Annotated in this window: 16 protein-coding genes; 1 reads left to right on the top strand and 15 read right to left on the bottom strand. The window is 38.5% G+C overall.

Annotated elements, in window-relative coordinates:
• Nucleotides 1–4: 4 nt before the first annotated feature.
• The 4 genes from BBI00_RS15000 to tsf form a co-directional block, all read right to left on the bottom strand.
• Complete coding sequence (locus BBI00_RS15000) at nt 5–2,854, bottom strand: T9SS type B sorting domain-containing protein (RefSeq protein WP_065399511.1); 2,850 nt, start codon at nt 2,852–2,854, stop codon at nt 5–7.
• A gap of 141 nt (nt 2,855–2,995) precedes the next feature.
• Nucleotides 2,996–5,827 carry a T9SS type B sorting domain-containing protein gene (locus BBI00_RS14995; RefSeq protein ID WP_065399510.1) on the bottom strand — a complete coding sequence of 944 codons (2,832 nt, stop codon included), beginning with the start codon at nt 5,825–5,827 and terminating at the stop codon, nt 2,996–2,998.
• A gap of 79 nt (nt 5,828–5,906) precedes the next feature.
• Entirely contained in the window at nt 5,907–9,248 is a 3,342-nt protein-coding gene (locus tag BBI00_RS14990; RefSeq protein ID WP_065399509.1) for a T9SS type B sorting domain-containing protein, read from the bottom strand.
• A 194-nt stretch (nt 9,249–9,442) separates the two neighbouring features.
• Nucleotides 9,443–10,267, bottom strand: coding sequence for a translation elongation factor Ts (gene tsf, locus BBI00_RS14985; protein WP_065399508.1), 825 nt, complete (start codon nt 10,265–10,267; stop codon nt 9,443–9,445).
• A gap of 143 nt (nt 10,268–10,410) precedes the next feature.
• Here tsf and BBI00_RS14980 point away from each other — a divergent pair, with 143 nt between their 5' ends.
• Nucleotides 10,411–11,184: a DUF6759 domain-containing protein gene (locus tag BBI00_RS14980; RefSeq protein WP_065399507.1), complete on the top strand. Its 774-nt coding sequence runs from the start codon at nt 10,411–10,413 to the stop codon at nt 11,182–11,184.
• 54 nt (nt 11,185–11,238) lie between these two features.
• Here the strand turns inward: BBI00_RS14980 and BBI00_RS14975 are convergent, their stop codons facing one another.
• The 11 genes from BBI00_RS14975 to BBI00_RS14925 all read right to left on the bottom strand — a co-directional run bounded on the left by BBI00_RS14975 (nt 11,239) and on the right by BBI00_RS14925 (nt 24,313).
• Nucleotides 11,239–12,195: an acetyl-CoA carboxylase carboxyltransferase subunit alpha gene (locus BBI00_RS14975; protein ID WP_065399506.1), complete on the bottom strand. Its 957-nt coding sequence runs from the start codon at nt 12,193–12,195 to the stop codon at nt 11,239–11,241.
• A 49-nt stretch (nt 12,196–12,244) separates the two neighbouring features.
• Nucleotides 12,245–13,972, bottom strand: coding sequence for a glutamate--tRNA ligase (gltX, locus tag BBI00_RS14970; RefSeq protein WP_065399505.1), 1,728 nt, complete (start codon nt 13,970–13,972; stop codon nt 12,245–12,247).
• A 170-nt stretch (nt 13,973–14,142) separates the two neighbouring features.
• Complete coding sequence (locus tag BBI00_RS14965; RefSeq protein ID WP_065399504.1) at nt 14,143–15,435, bottom strand: glycosyltransferase; 1,293 nt, start codon at nt 15,433–15,435, stop codon at nt 14,143–14,145.
• Nucleotides 15,436–15,469: 34 nt separating this feature from the next.
• Nucleotides 15,470–16,369 carry a glycosyltransferase family 2 protein gene (locus tag BBI00_RS14960; RefSeq protein ID WP_065399503.1) on the bottom strand — a complete coding sequence of 300 codons (900 nt, stop codon included), beginning with the start codon at nt 16,367–16,369 and terminating at the stop codon, nt 15,470–15,472.
• Entirely contained in the window at nt 16,366–17,187 is an 822-nt protein-coding gene (locus tag BBI00_RS14955) for a DUF6492 family protein (RefSeq protein WP_065399502.1), read from the bottom strand. Before BBI00_RS14955 ends, BBI00_RS14960 begins: the two co-directional genes overlap by 4 nt.
• Nucleotides 17,188–17,193: 6 nt before the next feature.
• Entirely contained in the window at nt 17,194–18,348 is a 1,155-nt protein-coding gene (locus BBI00_RS14950) for a glycosyltransferase family 4 protein (RefSeq protein ID WP_065399501.1), read from the bottom strand.
• 78 nt (nt 18,349–18,426) lie between these two features.
• The gene (locus BBI00_RS14945) at nt 18,427–19,614 is read right to left on the bottom strand and encodes a glycosyltransferase family 4 protein (protein WP_065399500.1); all 1,188 of its coding nucleotides are present in this window, start codon (nt 19,612–19,614) and stop codon (nt 18,427–18,429) included.
• 3 nt (nt 19,615–19,617) lie between these two features.
• The gene (locus BBI00_RS14940) at nt 19,618–20,604 is read right to left on the bottom strand and encodes a glycosyltransferase family protein (protein ID WP_065399499.1); all 987 of its coding nucleotides are present in this window, start codon (nt 20,602–20,604) and stop codon (nt 19,618–19,620) included.
• 4 nt (nt 20,605–20,608) lie between these two features.
• On the bottom strand, nt 20,609–21,355 hold the full coding sequence (locus BBI00_RS14935; RefSeq protein ID WP_065399498.1) for a glycosyltransferase family 2 protein: 747 nt from the start codon (nt 21,353–21,355) through the stop codon (nt 20,609–20,611).
• 367 nt (nt 21,356–21,722) lie between these two features.
• On the bottom strand, nt 21,723–22,970 hold the full coding sequence (rocD, locus tag BBI00_RS14930) for an ornithine--oxo-acid transaminase (protein WP_065399497.1): 1,248 nt from the start codon (nt 22,968–22,970) through the stop codon (nt 21,723–21,725).
• Between the two features lie 221 nt (nt 22,971–23,191).
• Nucleotides 23,192–24,313: an FAD-dependent monooxygenase gene (locus tag BBI00_RS14925; protein WP_065399496.1), complete on the bottom strand. Its 1,122-nt coding sequence runs from the start codon at nt 24,311–24,313 to the stop codon at nt 23,192–23,194.
• Nucleotides 24,314–24,331: the final 18 nt, after the last annotated feature.

The following is a 24,331-nucleotide window of genomic DNA, read 5'->3' as shown; positions in this document are numbered from 1 at the left end:
AATACTACTCTCTGTTTTTCACCATAATCCAGCCGGTGTATTTTACAGCAGTATGTTTATTATTGGGCTCGTTCCATCCTATTTCATACCAGTAGTTTCCTGTAGGAATTCTTTTACCTCCGGAAGTTCCGTCCCATTTGTAGCCATTGGTTTTATCAGCCTGGAATATTTTGCTTCCGTAGCGGTCAAAAATATTACAGACCAGATTGTTTTTCACAGCCAGGGCTGAGTAATCGATAAAATCATTCTTACCATCTTCATTAGGCGTAATGACGTTGATCAGATTAGGAACGGTAATGTCCACTTTGATCGGTTCACAGTTATAATTATCCTTTACATATACACTTACATTTCCTCTCGCCACATTCGTGAACACATTGGAATCCTGCCAGTTGATATGATCAATGGAATATTTATAGGGTGGGGTACCTCCTATTACATTAACGGTTATGGTATTGTTTGAAATATCAATATCCGAAATAACAGGCTGTTCAGAAGCATAGACTTTTACTGTCTGCATCGTTACACATTCCCCGGTCTTCAGTTTTACCCAATAAACCCCGACTCCTACGTTATTGATCATCTGAGTAGTTGCTCCCGTGCTCCATTCATAGCTTTTAAAGCCAGGCCCGGCGTCAAGGGTTGTTGTATCTTCCATACAGATGATTTTATCTTTAAGAACATCGGATTGTACCGGAGGGAGTACAACAAGTGTTATCACTGCAACGCTATAGCATCCGTTTGCATTGATTACTTTTACATAAACCACTCCGTTAGGGGCAACATAATTGGCCGGAGTTAAAATTTCATTTGTTCCTGCGTGGGCATCTGTAAGCGATGGATAATATTTTTTAGTAACTCCTGTTGCTGTGGTGACATTTACATTGGTAAGGTTAAATAAACCTGTTGCAATATTAGAATCAAGGAAACAGGTTCTTACAGTGGCATCATTTACTTTAGGATTTTCAGAAACTGTAAGGTTAAGGGTTATCTGTTCACAATCTGTAAAATCAGGATTATTTCCGCAGAACTGATACACGATGGTGTCTGTCCCGAAATAGCCGGAATTAGGTGCATAGCTTATAACCCCTGTAGTAGGATCAAGAACCGCATTGCCATGAGCGGGAGGAGTAAGAATTGTTACTGTTCCCGGAACGACGGTTTGAGTAGAGCTGGTGAAAGTAGGTACAATTTGTTTAACCCCGTTACATACCGTGTCATTCATCGTTGTTTTTTTAAGACAGGTATATACTTTATATACAGGAGTAATAACCGGAGGACATGACCCAACGGTGATTTTTACAGAATAATTTCCTGATTGTGTAGGAGTATAACTGTTGGCATTGGCACCTGGAATAGGAATGTTTTCTCTATACCACTGGTAGGTGTCAAAACTGTCATCCACTTCCAGAACAATTCCCGGAATACATTCCCCATTTTGTTTGGCAATAACAGGAATAGAAGAGAATCCTGAGAAATATCCGCCGTATCCTACCACACCACTTCCTCCGGAGATCCCGGCGGTTACAGCTTTGGTAGAGGCTATGGTAACATTCCCAGTAATATCCGGTACGGAATAAGATACCCAATTCGGAGTACCTGTTACCGGATAAGGTCCCTGTGCTGCGGGTAATGGAGCTCCGTTTACAGTAACTGCGGCCCCTGTTTCTGTTAAAATATTCAGCTTTACAATATGTCCGCTGAGGGTAGTAGAATAGGGAAGGTCTTTGATTTTTCCGATCTCATCAATCTTTCTTGGAAGATAGCAGTTCAATGGAGGAATATAGTTAAAGCCCAATGTGGCATTACTGGCTGCTACTCCGGCCATCAGCTGGTATACATATACATTTTTAGTGGTTCTGATGTACATGTTATAATGATTGTTCCCCTGATTGATGTAATTGGTATTATTAATTTTGTTGACCCGGTAGCTTTCACCTTCTGCCAATGTAGCAACCGGGGTTGTACCGTTATTGATGTATACCTGAGTGCCTCCTTCTGTGGCCACAATCAGGGCATCTTCCATTCTCCGGCTGATGTCTCCGTTTCCTTTTACCACTACAAATTCATTCCCAAGACGGTCTACCGGAACAGACTGGTCCATGATAATATCAGACCCCTGGTAAGAGCCGCCGGCTGCCATGGCAAATTGGCCATTGAAATTTCCGTTGGTTACTGATATGGGTTTGTCGGATTCAATCTTAGCACCGATAAAAGCTTCTTTGTTGACCGTCTGATTCCCTATTCCTTCAATAATATAAGACTGACCTTTATTTAAAGTAAACGTAAGGGTAGGATTGGTAACTCCCGTCCATCCGTTGGTAAAAATAATATTTGAAGAATAGTTGGAAACCGTTACATGCGTATTGTCTTCCGTTGCGAGGATTCCGGTAGTAAAATTATAATCAGCATCGAGTTCTTCAATAGGAGCTGTTACGGCATAAAATTTTGTACCGATTCCCGCCTTTCCTTTGGATGTTAAAATCTCGCCATGCTGGCTTACCGAGAACCTGTAGGTTACGAAATAAGGTTTGGTGCCTTTGGTGTATAAGCCTTTGTTTCCCGGAGTGAACAGTTCCCCGTTGGTACTGGCTACCATTCTGTTTAAAGGAACGTTGAAAGTCTGCGGAGATCCTTTACTTATTGTGACAGTCCCCAGCACGGTATTGTTACTGTAGATATCCACACTGAAAGGTGTAACAGAATCTGTAGAAAAGTAAAGTGCCTGCATAGGAGTGACTACTTTGCCAGATCTCGCTGCCATGGGTGCAAACCAATGCTCTGTGTCTCTCTGGGCAAAGAGCAGATTGATGGTGGCAAAAAATAATAGAAAAAAGGGTAAAGTTTTTTTCATAGATTGTAGGATATTATGGTTTTTACAAAAATATAAGAATAATTGATTGGTTTTTGAAATATTTTAAATAATCTGTTAATATATTAATAAAAAAACCACGATTGCAGTAATCGTGGTTTTTTTAACTATAGTTTCAGTAGATTATTCTCTGTTTTTTACAAGAATCCAGCCTGTGTACTTGATAGGAGTTTTGTCTTTGTTAGACTCATTCCAGTTAACGTGATACCAGTAAGTTCCTGTTACAAGTTTTTTGTCGAAATGTCTTCCGTCCCACTTGTAGTTGTTGAATTTGTTTCCTGTGAATACCATATTTCCGTATCTGTCATAAACTACAAACGTAAGATTTTCTTTGTAAGCTAATTCGCTGTAGTCGATGAAGTCATTTACATTATCTCCGTTCGGAGTGATTGCGTTCAACAGGTTAGGAATTGTGATCTCTACAGATATAGGCGTACAGTTGTTGGCATCTTTCACGTAGAAGGTGTGCTGTCCTCTGCTTAATCCTGTAAATGTATTGGAATCCTGCCAGTTGACAGTTCCGTCAACAGCATATTTGTAAGGAGGTTTACCACCGTTTACAATAACTGATGCACTGTTGTTATTGATCTCAATTGTCTGGATTACCGGATCTTCCACTTTTCTTACTCTTACAGTCTGTGTAAGGAAACATCCGTCTTTACCAAGAATTACGGTATATTCTCCAACGCCTACGTTTCTGATTCCCGGAGTATTAGCTCCTGTACTCCATTGATATGAGTCATATCCAGGACCCGCATCAAGATTGGTTGTAGCATCAATACAGATATACTGATCTACCAATACCGGAGACTTCTTGATTGGAAGTGTGATCAACTGAATTTTTGCATTAGCTGTACAGCCTTCAGCAGTTGTTACTTTCACATATACAAATCCTCCGGTTGAAGGGAAGTTGTCAGGTGTTGTTATCTCGTTGATTCCCGCTGTAAGGTCATTCAGTGTACGGTAGTATTTTTTGGTAATAGCTCCGTAATCAGAAAGCTTAGCCTTAGTAAGATCGAAGTATGCGTAAGGATCTACATCATACCAGCATGATTTGATCACTGCATCATATACAATAAATGGTACTACAGTCAGGTTTAAAGTCACCTGTTCGCAATCTGTGAACTCTACTGAATTTCCGCAGAATTTATAGATGATTTTATCCGGACCTAAATATCCTGTTGTAGGAGTATAGGTAATTGTTCCGTTTGAGTTTACTACAGCTGTACCATGTGCAGGCGGTGTTAAAATTACTACTGTACTTGGAACCACTGTTTGGGTTGATGAAGTAAATGTAGGAGTAATAATTTTAGTTGAACAGGCATTAAGCGTCTGTGTTGTTTCTTTTAAACAGTTCTGTACTTTATAAACAGGTGTTGTAACAGGAGGACATGTTCCCATTGTTACTCTTACCGTATAATTTCCGGATTGTGTAGGAGTGTAAGTATAAGACGTTGCACCTGTGATGGCTACACCCTCACGGAACCATTGGTAAGTTTCATATCCGTCATCTACTTCCAGAATAATACCAGGAACACATTCTCCTGTCTTTTTAGAAATAAGAGGGATGGATGAGAATCCTGCAAAATAACCTCCGTATCCTGCGGTACTATATCCACCATTGATCCCGGCGGTTACTGCTTTTGTAGAGGTGATTGCAATATTTCCTGTTACTCCGGTTATTGCGTAAGTTACCCAGTTTGTGTTTCCGGTTAGCGGGAAAGGCCCGTCAGTTGCTGCAGGAGGGTTATTATTTACAAGTACGGTTGCTCCAGCTTCTGTTAAGATATTTAATTTTACAACTAAATCTCCCTGTGTAACACTTGCTCCTCCTGTTCCAAGAGGCATTTCATCAATTTTTCCGATTTCGTCAATTTTTCTTGGAAGGAAGCAGTTCAAAGGCGGAATATAGTTGAATCCGTTAGTAGCAGCATTATTATCAATACCAATAAACTGATACACGTAAACATTTTTAGTCGTTGAAATGAACATGTTCTTGTGATTGGTTGCCCCAGGCGGAGTAACATAACTGGTTTCATTGATTCTATACCATTGTCCGGCATCCAAAGTAGCGGCTGGAGTCGTAGAATCATTCAGGTAAACCTCTGTATTGTCTTCCGTAGCAATGATAAGACCTCCTTCCATGTTCAGTGAAGGCTGCGTAGATCTTGTTTTTACCATTGCAAAGGTATTTCCAAGTCTGTCTACAGGAACCGATTGGTCAAGAACCGGGTCTGTTCCACTTGGAGTGGCTGAGAAGTTACCGTTACAACTTCCGTTGGTAAGGGTTATAGGTTTGTCAGAAACTATTTTGGCTCCCATAAAACCATTTTTGTTAGCATCCTGGCTACCTGATCCTGCGTAAATGAAAGACTGCCCTTTTTGTAAAGTGACAGAATGGGTATTACCGGTAACTGCAGATCCATTGATGAACACTACTCCTGGAGTATTGTTCCAGGTTACCGTTACATTGGTATTATCTTCAGTAGCAAGGATTCCGGCTGTAAAGTTATAATAAGAATCCAGATTTGTATTAGGACTTTGGGCAACAAAGAATTTCTTCCCTATCCCGGCCTTTCCTTTACTGGTGATAACCTCCCCATGGATGCTCTGAGCTAATCTTAAGCTGCAATAAAAAGGTTTTGCACCCTTTAAATAAAGCCCTTTGGTACCCACATTGAAGGCTTCTGTAAGCGTTCCTGTGGAAATAAGGTTATTGGTTACTTTGTAAGTTTGCGGGTTTCCTTTACTGATGGTCACGGTTGTAACAACAGCGTTGTTATTGTATATGACTACATCAAAAGGAGTTACCGAATCAGTGGAAAGGTATAGCATATTTGTATAGCCTCCGAAACTATCATAGTATGGAGCAATCCAGTGCTCGGTATCCCTTTGTGCAAAAAGAGTATTAATTGTAAAAAAAATTAATACCAAACTGAGTAGAAATCTTTTCATGTTTATGGAATTAGGATTTCTACAAAATTAAAATAAAAAATGAAATACTTTTAATAAAATATAAAGAAATGTTAAAAAATTATTCCCTATTTTTAATTAAAAGCCATCCTGAATATGAAACTGGTAATTTTGTGTCAGGCTCTGTCCATTGTATTACATACCAGTAAGTTCCTGTAGGAAGGCTTCTGCCGTTGGATTTTCCGTCCCATATATAGTTTTTATCAGAAGATTTGTATACCGAAGCTCCATAACGGTCTGCAACTTCAATCATGACATTCTGTTTTATTCTTAATTCAGAGTAGTTTAATACATCATTGATACCGTCTCCGTTCGGAGTAATGGTATTGATGAGGTTGATGACCAGGAATTCTTTAGTCACATGACTGCATCCGTCTGCTCCTAATACATATACAGTATGCAGCCCTCTGGATAATCCAGTGAAGACATTAGAGGTCTGATAATTGATTCCGTTTAATGAGTATTTATAAGGAGCAGTTCCTCCGGTTACAAAAACCGTAGCCGTAGAACCTGTCACATCAATTCGGGAAATACTGGGAGCCTGAGATGCTGTTACATTTACAGTCTGGCGATATACGCACCCGTTGAATCCTAAATCTACATAATAAGTGCCTGCCCCCACAGAAACAGATTGGGAAGTAGCACCGGTACTCCATAGGTATGAAGTAAAGCCTGGGCCTGCATCCAGCATGATTTTCTCATTAGAGCAGATAACCCTGTCAGTAAGGGTCGCAGATTTTTTAGGCGCTTTCAGATTAAGAGTCAGAACAGCGGTATTAGGACATGCTGTACTCTGGAACCTTATATAAAAGACACCACCTGCGGCTGTAAGTACCTGTGATGCTGCAATAGGATTGGTTCCGGTTTGGGCATTGGTCAGTGAAGAATAAAAAGACAGCGCTACCCCCGGATCAGTGGTGAAAAGGTTTTTATAATCATTAAGATTTACAGTTTCAGATCCATTAAGGTCATTGTCGCAGATTTCAGCTTTTGCATTACCGGTTATCAGAGGTATTTTATTTCCGATGGTAAAGTTGATCTGTCCTAAAGCAGGAGGGCATCCCCCTACATTGGCAGATACTCTTACATATACGGTTGTATTGGTTGTAAAAGCCCAGTTGACAGGAAGCGAATTGTTATTTCCTGCATTGGCATCTGCCTGGCTGAGGTAATATCTTACCTGGAAATTGGCAGGATTGGTTACAATCTGCGGAGTGACAGTGGCAAAATTAACATTAACAATACCTTCAAAATTATTATCACAAATAGTTGAGTTGAAGTTACTGGTATTAAGATTTGGAGTGGGATAGGTATCTAAAGTGATCGTAGCTGTTTGGGAACATCCGTATACAGAGGTTACTTTCACATATACTGTTCCGGACGGTCCTGAATATGAAGCAGGAACCATAATCTGACCTGTAAGGTTGGCATTGGTGAAATACGTTTTCGTGGCAGTTGGGTCCGCGGTTACAACAGCCGTAGTAAGGTCAAATGTACCATTTCCGTTGGCCGCTGCACATGAGCTCATGGAAGCATTGTTCGTTTGCAGTACATGGGTGTTGACTACAATATTAAAATATTCAAACGCTGCAGGATTGCCATCCCCCTGAATGTAATAAGTAAATGTATCTGTGATATCAGCTGTGATGCCTGGATTAGGTGTATAAACAATCTGTCCTGTTGTTGGGTTGATGGTAAGCGTTCCGTTGGTAGGCTGTACAATTACAGCGGTATAGGCAGGGTCAACAGTCTGGGTAGAATTGGTGAGCACCGGATTGATCACCTTGGTATTACATGATCCGATATCGTAGACTGTAGTGGTGATCGGCGGACATACTGTATGGTCATAGGGAGCCGTAAATCTGGATTCACAATTGTTTTTAGTAATGTAACAGGTATACAGTCCTGAACCATATAAATCAGGATTGATGGTAGGGTTGGTCTCTCCGGCAATTATAGCACCGTTAAGGTACCATTGATAAGCATCAGAGCCACTTTCCACTTCCAGCAAAACTCCATGATAACAGTCTCCGGTTTTGGTAATTACCGGAATGGAAGAGAATCCTGCAAAATAGCCTCCATATCCCACGGCCCCGTTTCCTGCTGCAATTCCGGCAGTGACAGGTTTGGTAGACGTTACGGTAATATTTCCGGTAACATTGGCCTTTGAATAGGTCACCCAGTTAGGATTCCCGTTTACAGGCACAAATCCTGTAACAGGGGCTCCGTTTACGGTTACTGTTGCTCCGGTTTGGGTAATAATATTAAGCTTAGTATCATAAGATGTATTACCAATCTTATTAATATATCCTATTTCATTAATTTCTTTAGGTAAGAAACAGCTCAATGGCGGGATAAAGTTCATCCCTCCTGTCTGGTAAACCGTACTTCCGGATGCACCTGCAAGAAGCTGATATACATAGACATTTTTACTGGAGGAAATACTCATATTATAATTTCCGTTCCCCTGATTGATGTAGTTGTTACCCTCAATCATATAATAGTCACCTGCATTCAGATTGACCCCGTTCACGGGATTTCCGTTTACGGTAAGGGTGGTGCCGTTTTCTGTAGCAATGATCATTGCTTTTTCCATTCCTACACTATTAGGTCCGTTTCCTTTTACCATGATGAAATCTTTCCCAAGTCTTTCCGTAGGCACGGCCTGATCCATTAATACATCTACGTTGGTATTGTTTTGAGCAGTATAAAGGCCGTTAAAATTTCCGTTGGTTACCGATATCGGCTTGTTGGCAACAATTTTGGCTCCTAATAATCCTCTTCTGTTACTCGTTCCGCCCATATTGCTGTTCACATCAAGAATATAAGATTTTCCTTTACTCAGGGTGAAGGTTTTGCTGGCCGAACTGGTGCCGTTAGAGAAAATAATATTAGGGTTGTAGCCCGATACGGTTACTGTGGTATTGTCTTCCGTGGCCGTTACTCCTACGGTGGAATTTACATAGTCTTTTGGAGAGGTTGTGGGAGCTGTTCCAACAAAAAATGTTTTTCCAACCCCTGCCATTCCTTTAGAAGTAATAATTTCAGCCTGTTGGGGAACTGAAAACCTGAAGTTGGCAAAGAATTTTTTGGTTCCTTTTACATGCAGCCCCATAGAGTTTGCCGTGAACAGGCTGTTGGGTGTGGAAGCAATCATGTAATTGTTCGGAATGGTAAGCTGCACAGGATTGTTTTTACTTACCTGTACCGTAGAAAATACAGTGTTGTTATTAGAAATCTGTACCGAGAACGGAGTGGTTTCATTGGTTGATAAATATAAGAAACATTCAGGTGTTCCCTGAAGAGAGCTTGCAGACATAGGAGCAAACCAGTGCTCATTATCCAGTTGTGCATTAACGATTAAGCCAATAAAAGTGCAAAAAGCGAGTAGAAATTTTTTCATGCGTTATTATAAGGGGCCGCAAATTTAAGCATTAATAATCAATTTTTTATATAAAAAAAACATTGAAATCGAGTTTGTGGTATAATTGCTTAATATTTAAAATTGGCTTCATATTGCGTTAATGATCACCGTTTTTTCATAAAAAAATCCCGGTGAAATTTTCACCGGGATCAGATATTTTTAAAGTGTACAGATTATAAGCTTACTCTTACAAATCCTGTTACTTTCAGGTCTCCGTTTACAGATTTTACATAGTCAGCAACTGAGATACTTCCGTCTTTAATGAAGTCCTGGTGTACCAAAGTGTTGTCTTTGTAGAATCTCTGCATTTTACCTTTAAGGATATTATCGATAATGTTTGCAGGCTTACCTTCTTCAGTAAGTTTGTGTCTTTCGATCTCTAACTCTCTGTCGATAGTTTCCTGAGAAACTGCATTCTCGTCAAGAGCGATTGGGTTCATTGCAGCAACCTGCATAGAAACAGCTTTAGCAGCTTCGTCAGCTCCGTCTACTTTAGCAGAAAGAGAAGTGATGGCAGCGATTTTGTTTCCAGCGTGGATGTAAGCTCCTAAGAAATCTCCCTGGATTCTTTCGAAAGATCCGATCTCGATTTTCTCACCGATAACTCCTGTTTGCTCTACTAATTTCTCAGCAACAGTGATCCCGTGGAAGTCAGTCGCTAAAAGCTCTTCTTTAGTAGCAGCGAAGATAGCCATTTCAGCCAATTCGTAAGCTAGCTCGATGAAAGCTTCGTTTTTAGCAACGAAGTCAGTCTCACAATTTAAAGAGATGATAGCACCTAAAGTGTTGTCCTCGTTTACTCTTGCGATTACTGCACCTTCAGTAGACTCTCTGTCAGCTCTGTTAGCAGCAACTTTCTGTCCTTTTTTTCTAAGGATATCTACCGCTTTTTCGAAGTCTCCTTCAGCTTCAACTAGAGCTTTTTTGCAGTCCATCATACCTGCACCTGTTTGGTTTCTTAATTTCGCTACGTCTGCAGCAACTGGTGTATAAGACATAATATCTATTATTTTTTATTTAAGATTAGTATTAATTTTTAGCTTAAATTTAGAGCAGTGCAAAGATAATGATTTTAATGATAAACTAAAAAATGACTTTTCACGTTATTAATATATTTAATACTATTTTAAAGATTTGATTAATGAAAAAAATCTTCCTCCTTCTGTTTATATGCATTTTTTCTCTTGGTTTTAGCCAGAAAAAGAAAAAAACAAAATCTAAAGCTGTTGTAGAAAAAGAGACTGTTATTATTTATACAGAGCAGGATGCTGAAACTTCAAAGGAGACCAGGGTGATTGCGGGCTTCATCAAACAAAACCCGGGGCATGCCCGGAATGATTACTTTAAAAAAAGACTGATGGAAATTATCATGGCCGATAATTCTCCTGAAGCAAAGCCTACCATTAAACCGATAAGTAAAGAAAAAATTGAAAACATCGTTAAAAATAACGAGCTGAACAGTGGTAAAGTAATTGCAGCCAATAAAACATCTGCAGCTAAAACTGAAAATAATACCAATAATTCTGACAAGGTAAATAACGCAATCAATGCTTTGAAAGAAGAAAGACTGGCGAGCTACGCCTCAGCAAATTCTGCAAAGAGTGCGGGAACTTCTGCTAAAGCGGGTCCTAGTGAGGCCAATAAGAAAACAGCGGCCATGCTTACCCATCTTTTTAATAATGATGTCAATAAAAATGAGGCGTATGTCAATATTAAAAACAGGTCTTCCTGTAACCTGATTGTAAAGATAAACGGAAAGAAATACTATAATCTGAGTGTTCCTGCGAAAGGGGAAAACTTTATTCTGATCGATAAAGGAGAATATGTTTTGACAACAATGGTGTGTGACGCCAAATATTCATCATTAAAGAAGATTACTCAGGATATTGAGATTGCCCTCAATGTGTCTGAATAGAAGAGAAGGAAACTAAAGTAAAAAAGGTTAAGAAGCAATTCTTAACCTTTTTTTTTATCCTTTAAACTGACCCATCGCAATGAATTTATCCTGTCTCTGGGTTTCAAGCTCCTGTCCTGTAAATTTGGAGAATGCTTTGATATTTTGTAAAATAGAATTTTTCAAGTTTAAATAAGTGGTCTCCTGGTCATAATGAGCGCCCCCAAGCGGTTCCTCAATAATTCCGTCGATGAACTTTTCTCTTAAGGCATCTGCCGGAGTAAGATTCAGTGCGTTGGCAGCATCTTCTTTGTGATCCCAGTTTCTCCATAGGATAGAAGAGCAGCTTTCCGGTGCAATTACCGTATACCATGTATTTTCCAACATATATACCTTATTTCCTACACCTATTCCTAATGCTCCGCCACTGGCACCTTCTCCGATGATGTAAGTGAAGATCGGCGTTTTCAGCTGAACCATTTCAAAAATATTTCTTGCAATAGCTTCTCCCTGTCCTCTTTCTTCAGCTTCCAGCCCCGGATAGGCTCCCGGTGTGTCTACTAAAGTTACCACAGGAATGTTGAATTTCTCAGCAAGCTTCATCAATCTTAAAGCTTTTCTGTATCCTTCAGGATTGGGCATCCCGAATCTTCTGTGCTGTCTTTCCTTAGTTGTTCTTCCTTTTTGAGTTCCTATGATCATCACTCTCTGACCATCAAGGGTAATCAATCCTCCAATCATTGCCGGGTCATCAGCGAAATTTCTGTCTCCGTGAAGTTCTAAGAAACTGCCTTTGTCTGCCATTCCGTTGATGTAGTCCAGGGTATAAGGACGATCCGGGTGACGGGACAGTTGTACTCTTTGCCAAGGTGTAAGATTGCCATAGATTTCTTTTTTCTTTTCTAAAATCTTATCCTCAATCTGGCTGCATGCTAATTTTACATCAACACCACTTTCTTCTCCTACTAAAGAACACGTCTGGTATTGGTCCATCAATTCTTTGATAGGAAGTTCGAAACTTAAATATTCCATTTCTTGAAGTAAATTAAATCTTTCAAATGTATGAAAAATTATGGTAATTCTATTTAAAATTATTTATAGCATTGCTTATTCTGGCGCTACTTTCCTCTTTTCCAATGATTTCCAGAATGTCCGGAACGTCCGGTCCTTTCAGTTCACCTACCAGGGCTAAACGAAGCGGCATCATTACTTTACCCATTCCCAGTCCTTTGTTTTCTGCGAAATCGTGCATGGTCTGCTTTAATGTTTCAGCAACAAAGTCTGTAGATTCAAGGGCTGCGGACAGTTCACCTAAAATGGCAGATGTGTCTTCATTCCATGCTTTTTTAGATGCCTTTTCATCATAGGATGTAGGTGCTTCAAAGAAGAATTTCCCGTTTTCATAGAGATCTTTAGGGAAAGTTGCTCTTTCTTTCATCAGAGGAATTACTTTTAAAAGCTTTTCGTCCGAAACGTCAGATAAGTCAAGACCTGAATTTTTAAGCATCTCAAGGAGTTCTTCATCCGTTTTCATCTGAATATACTGGTGGTTGAACCATTCTGATTTTTCCTTGCTGAATCTGGCCCCAGCCTTATGTACTTTATGAAGATCAAATTCTTCAGCCATTTCCTCAAGAGAAAGAACTTCTTTATCGTCTGCAGGAGACCAGCCTAATAAGGCAACCATATTGATGAATGCATCAGGAAGATAGCCGTTTTCTCTGTATCCTTTAGAAACAGCACCTGTTGCCGGATCTTTGAAATCAAGCGGGAATACCGGGAATCCGAATTTATCACCGTCTCTTTTGCTTAATTTTCCTGAAAGTCCTTTCTTTAAAAACTGTTTTACAGCAGCAGTTAACGGATTGTCTTTATCATTTTCCCCCAGCATTGATTTGAATCTCGGGCTTTTCACTTCTGAGAAGAATGATTTGATGATCGGTGCAGCTTCATCAAAAGAGAATTGATCGTTTTTCGCCACAAATTCATCCGTGAAAGATTTTGTGATTCCGTCAATATTATCTTTATTGATTAAGGCAGAAACATCAGGTTTTAAAATTAAGGAAAGGTGGGCAAACTGTGGCGCTTCCCAGCCCATTGCCTCATATAATAAAGTGTGCAGTCCTAAAGATGGCAGCCATTCTTCACCACGGATCACGTGGGAGATTTCCATTTCGTGGTCATCAATGATGTTGGCGAAGTGGTAAGTAGGCATTCCGTCATTTTTTACCAGAACTTTATCATCTAAAGTATTGGTATTTACAGATGATTTTCCGCGGATGATGTCCTCCAGGTTCAATACTCTGTCTACAGGCATTTTGAATCTTACAACATACGGAGTTTTTGCATCCAGTAATTGCTGAACTTCTTCTTCAGAAAGGGCAAGACTGTTTCTTAAGCGGTTTCTTGTCTTATTGTCATAAGAGAAAACTTCCCCTTTTGCTTCGAATTCTGCACGGATGGCATCCAGTTCTTCCGGAGTGTCAAATGCCATATAAGCATACTCTGTTTTTAAGATCTGCTCTGTATATCTGTCATAGATATCTCTTCTTTCAGATTGTCTGTAAGGGGCAAATTTTCCTCCTTTCTTAGGGCTTTCATCAGGGATGATTCCGCACCATTCCAAAGCTTCTTCAATATATTCTTCAGCACCTTCCACATATCTGGCGGTATCTGTATCTTCAATTCTCAATACAAATTCTCCCCCCTGGTTTTTTGCAAAAAGGTAATCATATAATGCGGTTCTTACGCCTCCCAAATGTAAAGGTCCCGTAGGACTTGGAGCAAAACGTACTCTTACTTTCTCCATTTCAATTAAAATTTTGTGCAAATTTACTTAAAGTAACCCAAAAAAATGAATTGTTTAGAAGGATTCTGCAGGAATCGGGCTATAAAACAATAAACTACCCGTTTTCATGGGTAGTTTATTGTTTTTATGAAAAGAGTCTGTCTTTGTGAATAAAATTTACTTTATTCCGTCTATTTGTTTTTTATCTTTTTAAAGAACAGGTTGATCTTTTTCCTGATCTTATTATACAAGGTGCGTTCAAGATAGTTGACCCTCTTATTTAATTTTTCAATTTCACTCAGATAAAAGACATCGTTGGCATTACCGGAGGTCTTATTCTCTTCTGTTTTCAGATATGAACTCTCAATAAAGCCTAATCTGATTTTAAATAAATTCCCAATAAACCCAATGGAGAAATTATTTTCGATCTGAAGTCTGGCACTCTCTCTGATATTGTTCAGGGATTCAAAATGATCCTTGATGTACTGCAGTTTCTCAATCGCATCTGTCAGTCTTGGTTTGGCCAGGGTAAGCCCTTCGTCAATCAGCCCTTTTGTGTTGGATGTTTTTATGAAGTCATATTGAACAAGAAAACTGTTGTTCACATTCATAAAATCAAGATTACCGGAGTATCCTGTTCCTACCACAATTTTTCCATAGGCCATAGCTTCCGCCATCGTCAGGCCAAAACCTTCTGAGCCATGAAGTGAAATCAAAACATCGGACTGCTGAATTAAAGAATGTAATTTTTCTTTTGAAAAATGCTCATTGATGATGATGACATTCGGAATGCTGGTATAGCTTTCCAATGCTTTTTGGGCATCCTTACTTCTTTCAAGATTATGGGTTTTAACAATTAAAACGCTGTCTTTGCTGTCTTTAAAGACCGATGTAAAGGCTTCAAGGGTGGCTTCGGGATTTTTCCTGATGGTGGTACTCAGTGAATCAAAAATAGTGAGATAAATTTTCTGATTGCCGGAAATACCGTATTGAGCCGGGTCAAAATCTTTTGACTCTGCCAGTTTCTGAATAGGATGTGAGAACCTGATAACAGGAATTCCGGTATATTGTGTGAAAATATTGACGCAGAAATCACTCGGAACCCAAAGCTCATCAAAAACCCCTAAAATCTTGATGACCTTGTCTGAAACCTCCGGAAATTCCCAGGCCCAGTATATAATATTGTAATAGTCATTCAGTTTCAGATCCTGGTTTTTGGAGAAAAAATCACTGATGAAATTAATATTGATATGGAAAATATTAATTGAAGCGTCGTTTTCTGAAGCAGTATCTTCAATTCTCTCAAAGGTTTCACTGGAATAATTAATCCGGTTAACTCTGATACCGATCGCTTCCAGGGCTAAAGCATTCAGCCGGGTTGCTTCGGAAATTCCAAAGTTGCCGTTAAAAAAGCCATGATAATTCACACTCAACTGCATAACCTGTAATGTTTTTAATTTTTCTTCTGTAAAAATATAAACCATTTTCACGGGTATTATATTTTCCAGAGCTTATCTGTCAGAGACGTTTTTTTATTTTGTACTTTATTTTTTCAATGAAGTTCCTTTTCACTTTATGCTCTTCATTTTCGTGAAAATAATTGGCCCTCCATGGTTTATCCGACTTGGTAACCAGCTCAAATAAAATTCTGTTTTTTTCAGCCAGCTTAAGTCTTTTCTGGTAGGTTTCGTCATCCAGCAGATTTTTATCTGTAGTATACGATATTTTTTGATAATGGTTCTGATGAAGTACGATAGGCTGATCAATAATCTCTATCTGTAAACCTTTTAATTTGACCCTGTGTAGAAATTCATTGTCATCAAAAGCAATTCCTCTTGCAAACCTTTCGTCAAAACCTCCTAAATCATATAAGTTTTTCTTTGTAATTGCTGCACAAAAATGATAGCCTTTGGGATTGGTCACAGAATGATTGTACCAGCAGTCAAGGCCATCTCCGATATATCCTACATTATTGTCCGCCATTAATTTCTGAAGTTTTTCAGGGCTTTCCAATAGGGTATGCAGATTATCCGTACTTTCTATTCCAAGCGAAAAACAGGAGAAGCTTATATAATTACTGTCATTGATATGTTTTTGGGTATATTTTAATACATCACCATAATGAAGGCATTCAGGATTCTGTAAGATCACAATGTCGCCCTTAGCCTCTCTGAAGCCGATATTAAACGGAATACATGAGTTGAAATACCATTTATCCGCTTTTTCTAGCCTGATGACCTTCAGGAAAGGATATTGTTCCGTGAGGTCTTCCAGCCTTTCCTCTTCATCACTGCCATCATCCACAGCAATAACTTCCAGTTCCATTGATGGGTCCGGAGATTGGCTTACAATACTTGAAAGGGTATTTTCAAATAATTTTTTCCGGTTGTAATAGGCTGTTACTATTGATATTTTCATTTGAATAATAAGAATTTTCTCTTTTTCATTTTCCAGTTACTCTGAAAAATCACTCCTAAATAATTTTTTTTCAGTTTGTCAATATGATAAAACTTTTTCTCGAGCGCATATTGTTTTTCGTAATGATATACTTTAAAAAATCCTTCTATGGGATAGATATCGATCAATCTTGTCTTGAGAAGATATTCTCCGTATATCACACATTCTGAAGGGGTGGTTATAGCGTCAATATCGCTAAAGAAATCTTCAAAGCTTTTATTTTGCTCCTTTAAATATACTTCAATTAAATGTTCCCAAACCTTACAGCTCCAAAGATAGGGTGATGGGCCATAATCCCATTCTTTTCCTTTATTTCCGAAAAAAGGACGGGTAGCTCTTAAAGCCTCCTTAAAGAAAATCTTCTCAGAATCTATGCCTATGTTTTCCATAGTCTCCAGAAAAGATTTGGATTCATGCATGATGGTATAAGGTGTTTTGTCATCATACATAAAGTCTGAGTAATAAAAATCCCGGATGAACTCTGAATCTGCATCCACACACAGATAATTTTCACAGATCCCCAAACGGTAGACGTTTACTTTTATAATTTGCTGGTATCTCCAGCCGTCTTTAATATCGCATTGAATTACTTCCGAATCTTTAATCACTTTATAATGGCTGATTCTCTCCTTAAAGAAATCAAAATCAGGATCATTTACAGAAATAATAACGGGAATATTGTCTTTATTATGCTTCTCTATAGATTGCAAAAGAATCTGTGTTCTTTCAAAATCCGGTCTGTAGGTTTTTATAAATAAAATTAAAGGAGCTGCAGCCATGGTATATTAATTTAAAATTGATTTCCAAAGCTCAATGGCTTTGTCTTCCGTGAAATTGTTTTTAAAGAACCGGATGGCATCCTCTTTTTGTTTTTCATACAAAGCAGGATCGTTGTTTAACTGCATAATCATATCAGCAAACTTTTGGGGATCATCACTTACCTGGCATCCGTTTCCTGTTTTCTGAAAGAATCCGTCCACAGCTTTATCGGTTCCCACTACCGGTATACCGAAAGATAAGGCTTCCACCACTTTTATTTTGATACCGGTTCCGCCAAGCATCGGGCAGATGGCTATTTTACTTTTATGGTAATAGTCTTTAAGATTATCCACAAAGAAGAACTTTTCAATACTGTCATGGTCTGGAATACGATTGCAGATCCTTCCTATCACACATATTCTGATGTCTTTATTCAGCAGTGGCAGTACATGGTCTATAAACCAATTGAGCGCATCCACATTGAACGGATTATCTGAACCTACGAAAATAAGATCATATTTTTTCTCAGTAGCTTCAGTTTCAAAGTTTTCAGGGAAACTGGGCGGAATATTGATAACCTTGTCTCCTAAAAAGCTTTTAAAAATAAAATTTTCTTCGTTGGATATGGTAATCACCTTGTCATAGAATGCAAGATTCTGAATTTCTTCATTAAATTTTTCCCCGATATTGAGTTTTTTATTTTTGTAATATTCATTGAGGGTAATCCAGTCATGCGTATCAACAATGGTGGTTGCACCCTTCAGATCTATTTTTCTGATAAGATCTGTCCAGAATTCATAGTTGATCAGGACATAGTCGTATTTTTTTTTCTGATAGAACCCGGCAAATGTATCCAGGAAATACCGGGTATAAAAGTAGCCGTTATTTTCTGTTTTTTGCTTCGTGAACATCTTTATGATCTTGTATTTCCAGTAGGTGTAGCTTGATAAGTCTCTTACCGGTCTTCTTTTCAGGATCAGAAAATCGTCAATGATATTTTTGTCTATACTTTCAACCGAATCATCAAAGCCTCTGTAAAACTCATCAACGCCTACCAGGTCAATATTCAATCCTAAAGATTTTAAATGTCTGAGATTGGTATACGATCTTGCTACATTGCCCGCTCGTTTTGAAAACGGGTTTTCAGGAAAAAAAAATAATATTCTTTTATTTGAGTTCATTCTAGCGATTAGTTATTGTAAGTAATATTGAATGTAAGTCGTCAGAAAAGTGATGTAATTTACATTTAATAAATTGAATTATAATCTTTTGAGCTTTTCTTTTACCTCTTCGGGAGAAAATGCTCTCAGACTGTCAACGGAATTCCGGCTTAAGGTGTTCCAGAGTTCTTCATTACTGTCCAGTTCAAGGATAGCGTCTGCGAAACTCTTTTCATCATTGGCTATCAATACATTTTTTTGATCCGTAAGTTTCATTCCTTCGGCACCGATATCTGTAGTGACAACAGGGAAGAAATATTCAAAAGCCTGCCCGATCTTTCCTTTCACTCCTGCACCGAATCTGAGCGGAGCTACCATGATCTTTGAAGTCATAAACAGCTCTTCAATGCTTTCCACAAAACCTAAAAACTTAAATTTCGGAAATTGTCTGATATCTAGCTTTTCAGCCACATTACCAATGATGCTTACTTCCAGCTCAGGTTTGGTTTCCCACACAAGAGGCATGATCTTTTCATAAAGAAACTTTACTGCATCAATATTCGGTTCGTGGATAGAGCCGATGAAAATAATTCCTTTGCTTTCATTAAAACTTTTCCTTTCAGAAATATCTATTTTAGGATAGTGGATATTGGAAACGGTAATGATTTTGTGTTGATCCGCATACTGTGCCATGATTTCTTTTTCTTTGTCGGAAATGGCAATGATATAATCCAGCTGCGGGGCAACAACCGTCTCGAGGCGGAAGAAATGTTTATAATTTTTCTTTAATGAAATACGGTTCGGTTCAAGTTCTATGGCCCTTTTAAACCTTAAAAAATGAATGTCTACCATATCGTAAATAAAACGGGTGTCCGGCAGGATGCTTTTCATTTTCTTATAGAACAGATTCAGGGCAAGCGGACCGTTGAACCATACATAATCTATATTTTTAAACGAAGACAGAAAATCATAGATATTCTTATGCCTGCTGTTTTCAACAAAAACAATGACATTATGCTGCTGATAAAACTTTACATAAGAATTGTCTTCAAAGATATGGGGGGCAAAAAGAATACAGTTGTATCCCAGTTCTCTGTAGATCAGAATAAGCTCCTTCAGCCTGTTGGCACCGGACTCTTTATCATGGGCAGGAAAATCTCTTGAGGCAAAAAGAATTGTTTTTTGGGAAGCGTCATACAGCTGAATGTTGACGATATCCTGAGTCTGAAGATGTTTGAGTCTTTCGTTTCTCTCGAAGTGTTTTTTTATTTTTTTTAAGATCCCCATTTGTTAGTTTTTAGTGTCCAGCTCAAAGACTTTGTTCACCCAACTGTCCAGCGTATATCGGTTGTAGATTTCATCCGGAATTTTTTCGTAAGGTTTTTCAAAGAAAGATTTGTCAAGATTACTAATATTTTCATTTAAAATCAAAATATTATTGGGATTGTAAAAATCATAGGTGCTAATGGCTTCATTATCGGTAATGATTTTCTTTTCAAGGGCCATGGCTTCAAACACTCTGAAGCTGAGTCCGTATTGTCCTTCACGCATCAGGTCCAGAAGAACCTTTGAGTTTTTATAATATTTGGGAAGATCGTTATGAGGAATCTTTTTGATACTGAAGATCAGGAAAAGATTTTTAGGAACTTTAATGAAAATATTGGTAAGCTGGTGCTTCCATGATTTTTTTCCGATCACCATGATCTGGAACTTCAGCCCCTGATCGATCAGTTTTTTAGCCAGTAATTTGATCATAGAAACTCTTCGGTTGTCATAAGAAGTGATGTAGAAGAGATCCATTTCCGGATGCTGGGTTTCTTCCGGGGTATGGGGAAGGTAGATGTAGTTGGTGATTTTTTCAAAACCGTGCTGCTCCACATCCATCCTGTCAAAAGAGAAGATTTTATCAAAAAGATAAAGTTTATCCTCTACAGGAACCCTTTCAAGATTGTCATAAAGATACGTAATCAGCCTGTCTGTATATTCCCGGATCTTTTGAAGGGTAGAAAGATCAAAGGTATCAGGATTCAGAACCAATATCTGGTCCTGATGGCCAAGCTGTTCCAAAGAGTCAAGAACATACTTCTGTCTCTTTTCTGTTTTAAGGTTTTTATTTAAAAAAGTTTTGCTTAAAGCATTGACTGCCCTTTCGTTGAAGTTGGAGTGAGTAACGGAGCTGATTTTTATATGGTGCGCATCAATACCCCGTTTGCATAATGTTTCAACAATATACTTATCATAATCCCAAAAATCATAACTAATGATACAAATCTTCATCCAACTAATTTTGCTCTTTTTTTAATGATTCATATGTTTCAAACACACTTAAAGATTGAAGGTAAGACAGCTGATATCCTTCCTTTCCGTCTAAAACACCAAGTCTCATTATATAGGCTTTAAAGAATTTAAAAGCTGTTTTAAGATATTGAACTAAAACACTGTACTTTTTCCCTTTTGCAGCCAGTTCTTTTCCTTTTAAAACTCCGTAGTGAACCATTTTCTTTTTGTATGACTCATAATCTGAAACGGAATAATGAAGTAATTTATTTTTTAAAATCCCGATGCTTCCGTTCACTTCCAGGGTTTCATGTACTTTTTTTCCTTCCATATATCTGGCCCTGGATTTCCGGAAAAGCCTGAAGTTTTTATCAGACTGTGTTCCCGAAAAGTGGATCGGTTTCCGGCCAAAAAAGAATTTCCTGTAAAAATAATAGGCATCTTTTTGTACGGGTTTATCGAGCTCCGCTATAATTTCCTGTCTCAGGGCCGGAGTAATTCTTTCGTCTCCATCCAAAAATAATACCCAATCGTTTTTGGCAGCATCAAGCGCTAAATTTCTTTGTTTTGTAAAGTCTTCAAATGTATTCTGAATCACCTTTACATGGGGGAATTGTTTGGCAATTTCTACAGTTTTGTCCGTACTGAAAGAATCTACTATGATGATTTCATCACAAAAATCAAAGCATTCAAGGACTTCCTGTATATTTTTTTCTTCATTGTATGTTATGATCAAACCACTTATATTCATCACAACGATTTGTTTAATAAGGAAATACGTAATATCTCTCTTAATGTCATTCTAAATAGTTTTAATCTTCAAAGATAAGTTTTAATTTGAATTTTATAGACGAATCTTTGTCATTTATATCTATTCTCTGTATCCCGCTGAAATACTGTGCTGAAGGCACATTTCAGTTTATCCTGATTCATACAGCAAATACAATTCCTAAATTGAAAAAAACATCATTTTTTATATATTTTTAAGAGTATTCCGGGGAAATATCATGATTGATATAATAAGGGTATGGCTTACTGTACCATACCCTTATTCTTTTTCAGGAACCAGCAATGGGATATTGCTGATTGTATTGTTGCATCACTGAAGGAAATCTCAGCTATTTGTACTCAAGAATTGTTTTTTCGATAATTTTTACACAGTCCATCAGCTGCTCTTCAGTAATAACCAATGGCGGAGCCAGTCTGATGATGTTACCGTGTGTCGGTTTGGCCAGTAATCCGTTTTCTTTTAACTGTAGGCAAAGATTCCATGCTGTAGAGCTTTCCGGAGTATCGTTGATCAGGATTGCATTTAAAAGGCCTTTTCCTCTTACTTTGGTAATCAGGTCAGATTTTTCAATGATTTTTTCAATTTCAGCTCTGAACAGCTGTCCGAGTTGTTCCGCTCTTTCAGATAATTTTTCTTCAGCCACCACATCCAGGGCAGCTACTGCCACTGCACAGGCAATTGGGTTTCCTCCGAATGTAGAACCATGCTGTCCCGGTTTGATCACATTCATGATATTGTCATTCGCCAGCACTGCAGATACTGGATACATTCCTCCGGAAAGTGCTTTTCCTAAGATCAGAATGTCCGGCTGCACGTCTTCATGATGACAGGCGATTAATTTGCCTGTTCTGGCAATACCGGTCTGTACTTCATCGGCAATGAAAAGAACGTTGTATTGTTTACACAGTTCGGAAGCATTTTTCAGGAAATTTTCATCCGGAACATATACACCGGCTTCCCCCTGTATCGGTTCTACCAGGAAAGCGGCAATATTTCCTGCCTCTCTGCTCAGAACTTCTTCCAGGGCAGCAATATCGTTATAAGGAATCTTGATAAATCCGGGAGTAAAAGGTCCATAGTTTTGGTTGGCGTCCGGATCGTTGGAGAAAGATACGATCGTAGTTGTTCTTCCGTGGAAGTTGTTTTCACAAACGATGATTTTTGCAGCGTTCTCTGAAATCCCCTTTACTTCATAGCTCCATTTTCTGGCAAGTTTTACAGCTGTTTCCACTGCTTCAGCTCCGGAGTTCATCGGAAGAACCTTATCAAATCCGAAAAGAGTCGTGATCTTTTGTTCGTATTCTCCCAGTCTGGAGTTGTAGAATGCTCTTGACGTTAAAGCCAGTTTCTGGGCCTGTTCTACCAAAGCTCCTACAATTTTAGGGTGGGAGTGGCCCTGGTTCACAGCAGAATATGCTGAAAGAAAATCATAATACCTTTTGCCCTCTACATCCCAAACGAAAACACCTTCTCCGCGATCCAGAACTACTGGAAGAGGGTGGTAGTTATGCGCTCCATGTTTGTCTTCAAGGTCAATAAAGTACTGTGAGTTTTTTGTTTGTTCTGCTGTTGACATATGTTTTGGTTTTCAACAAATTTACAGAATATTAATGAGATGAATAAACAAAAATAGACTACAGTATATGGCTGTAATTGAAGTGTATTTTAAGGGTGAAATAAGCTGTAACAGTAAATATTTTCTTGCCGGATAAACTGTTGCAGGTATTCTATCTTTAATATTGGCAATATTATGATAACGTACTTTATTCTGTGAATAATATCCTTACTGTTTTTCTTCTAGTACGAAATATCAAATACTTTTTCCATTTGTTTTTCATTGACAGAGCCAGGTGTAGCCTTTAGTAAAGTATTACGGAGCCAAACTGCCAGACTGTTTTCATAATGAGAAATTTTACCAATGGCTGAGCTTGTGTTGACGATGTAATGCGCTTTTTTCATACGGAGTTTTTCGTATTCAGTGAAGACTTCATTCATGTTTTTCCCTTCACCAAAAAGTTTTCCGAGGATATATGCATCTTCAATGGCCTGACAGGCACCTTGTCCCATATTAGGAGTCGTTGCATGGGCGGCATCACCAATCAGGCAGACACGATCTTTTTGCCATTCATAAATCGGTTCCAGATCAGTAATGTCACTGATAAATATTTTCTCTTTGGGTGTTTCGGAAATCATTCTGGAAATTTCTGGATTAAATTCTGTAAAAAGTTCAGCAGGAATATTGGGATTTTTAACCAAATTCTCGTTCACCACAGCGTACCAATAGACTTTTTGATCATTAATTCTCACGAAGCCGAAGCGTCTGCCTTTTCCCCAGGCTTCATAAGCCTGATGACTGTATTTTTCTGTCCAATCGAATTCGCTCACACCACGCCAGCATTTCTGTTTGGCAGATCTCAGTTTTCCAATGTTTAAAATCTGATGACGCACTACTGATTTAATTCCATCTGCACCAATAACAGCGTCTGCATTAGCGATCGTTCCGTCTTCAAAAGTGAGTTGACAGCCATTTCCCTGTTCTATTTTGGATAAGCGTTTAGAAAGCTTAATGTTTTCAAAACCAATTTCTTCAGCCAGAATCATCTGCAAATCGGCGCGGTGAATGGCAATGTTGCATACCCCATATTTACTTTCGAATGTATCCAGTTGCACCTTCGATAAGGTATTGAGCTGTGGATCAGTAATTTTAATCGTTGAAATTTTATGACCTGCTTTTTCGATTTTGTGGCGAATGCCAAATTTGTCAAAAATCTGCATGGCATTATTGGCCATGATAATTCCGGCACCTACAGGTTTTATTTCGGGTGCACTTTCGTAAATGGTAACGTCCAGATTATTTTTTTGCAAAGCCAAAGCTGTTGTCAAACCACCAATTCCGCCACCGATTATTGCTATTTTCATTGTGATTGCATTTATATG

It is taken from the genome of Chryseobacterium arthrosphaerae, from assembly GCF_001684965.1.
GTDB lineage: Bacteria > Bacteroidota > Bacteroidia > Flavobacteriales > Weeksellaceae > Chryseobacterium > Chryseobacterium arthrosphaerae.
The sequence above is the reverse complement of the archived record's forward strand: the minus strand, read 5'-3'. Positions and strand labels throughout refer to the sequence as shown.

Excerpts from the sequence above, each read along its gene's own strand:
- BBI00_RS15000 (WP_065399511.1), bottom strand. The coding sequence starts at position 2,854 with ATGAAAAAAACTTTACCCTTTTTTCTATTATTTTTTGCCACCATCAAT.
- BBI00_RS14995 (WP_065399510.1), bottom strand. The coding sequence starts at position 5,827 with ATGAAAAGATTTCTACTCAGTTTGGTATTAATTTTTTTTACAATTAAT.
- BBI00_RS14990 (WP_065399509.1), bottom strand. The coding sequence starts at position 9,248 with ATGAAAAAATTTCTACTCGCTTTTTGCACTTTTATTGGCTTAATCGTT.
- tsf (WP_065399508.1), bottom strand. The coding sequence starts at position 10,267 with ATGTCTTATACACCAGTTGCTGCAGACGTAGCGAAATTAAGAAACCAA.
- BBI00_RS14980 (WP_065399507.1), top strand. The coding sequence starts at position 10,411 with ATGAAAAAAATCTTCCTCCTTCTGTTTATATGCATTTTTTCTCTTGGT.
- BBI00_RS14975 (WP_065399506.1), bottom strand. The coding sequence starts at position 12,195 with ATGGAATATTTAAGTTTCGAACTTCCTATCAAAGAATTGATGGACCAA.
- gltX (WP_065399505.1), bottom strand. The coding sequence starts at position 13,972 with ATGGAGAAAGTAAGAGTACGTTTTGCTCCAAGTCCTACGGGACCTTTA.
- BBI00_RS14965 (WP_065399504.1), bottom strand. The coding sequence starts at position 15,435 with ATGGTTTATATTTTTACAGAAGAAAAATTAAAAACATTACAGGTTATG.
- BBI00_RS14960 (WP_065399503.1), bottom strand. The coding sequence starts at position 16,369 with ATGAAAATATCAATAGTAACAGCCTATTACAACCGGAAAAAATTATTT.
- BBI00_RS14955 (WP_065399502.1), bottom strand. The coding sequence starts at position 17,187 with ATGGCTGCAGCTCCTTTAATTTTATTTATAAAAACCTACAGACCGGAT.
- BBI00_RS14950 (WP_065399501.1), bottom strand. The coding sequence starts at position 18,348 with ATGAACTCAAATAAAAGAATATTATTTTTTTTTCCTGAAAACCCGTTT.
- BBI00_RS14945 (WP_065399500.1), bottom strand. The coding sequence starts at position 19,614 with ATGGGGATCTTAAAAAAAATAAAAAAACACTTCGAGAGAAACGAAAGA.
- BBI00_RS14940 (WP_065399499.1), bottom strand. The coding sequence starts at position 20,604 with ATGAAGATTTGTATCATTAGTTATGATTTTTGGGATTATGATAAGTAT.
- BBI00_RS14935 (WP_065399498.1), bottom strand. The coding sequence starts at position 21,355 with ATGAATATAAGTGGTTTGATCATAACATACAATGAAGAAAAAAATATA.
- rocD (WP_065399497.1), bottom strand. The coding sequence starts at position 22,970 with ATGTCAACAGCAGAACAAACAAAAAACTCACAGTACTTTATTGACCTT.
- BBI00_RS14925 (WP_065399496.1), bottom strand. The coding sequence starts at position 24,313 with ATGAAAATAGCAATAATCGGTGGCGGAATTGGTGGTTTGACAACAGCT.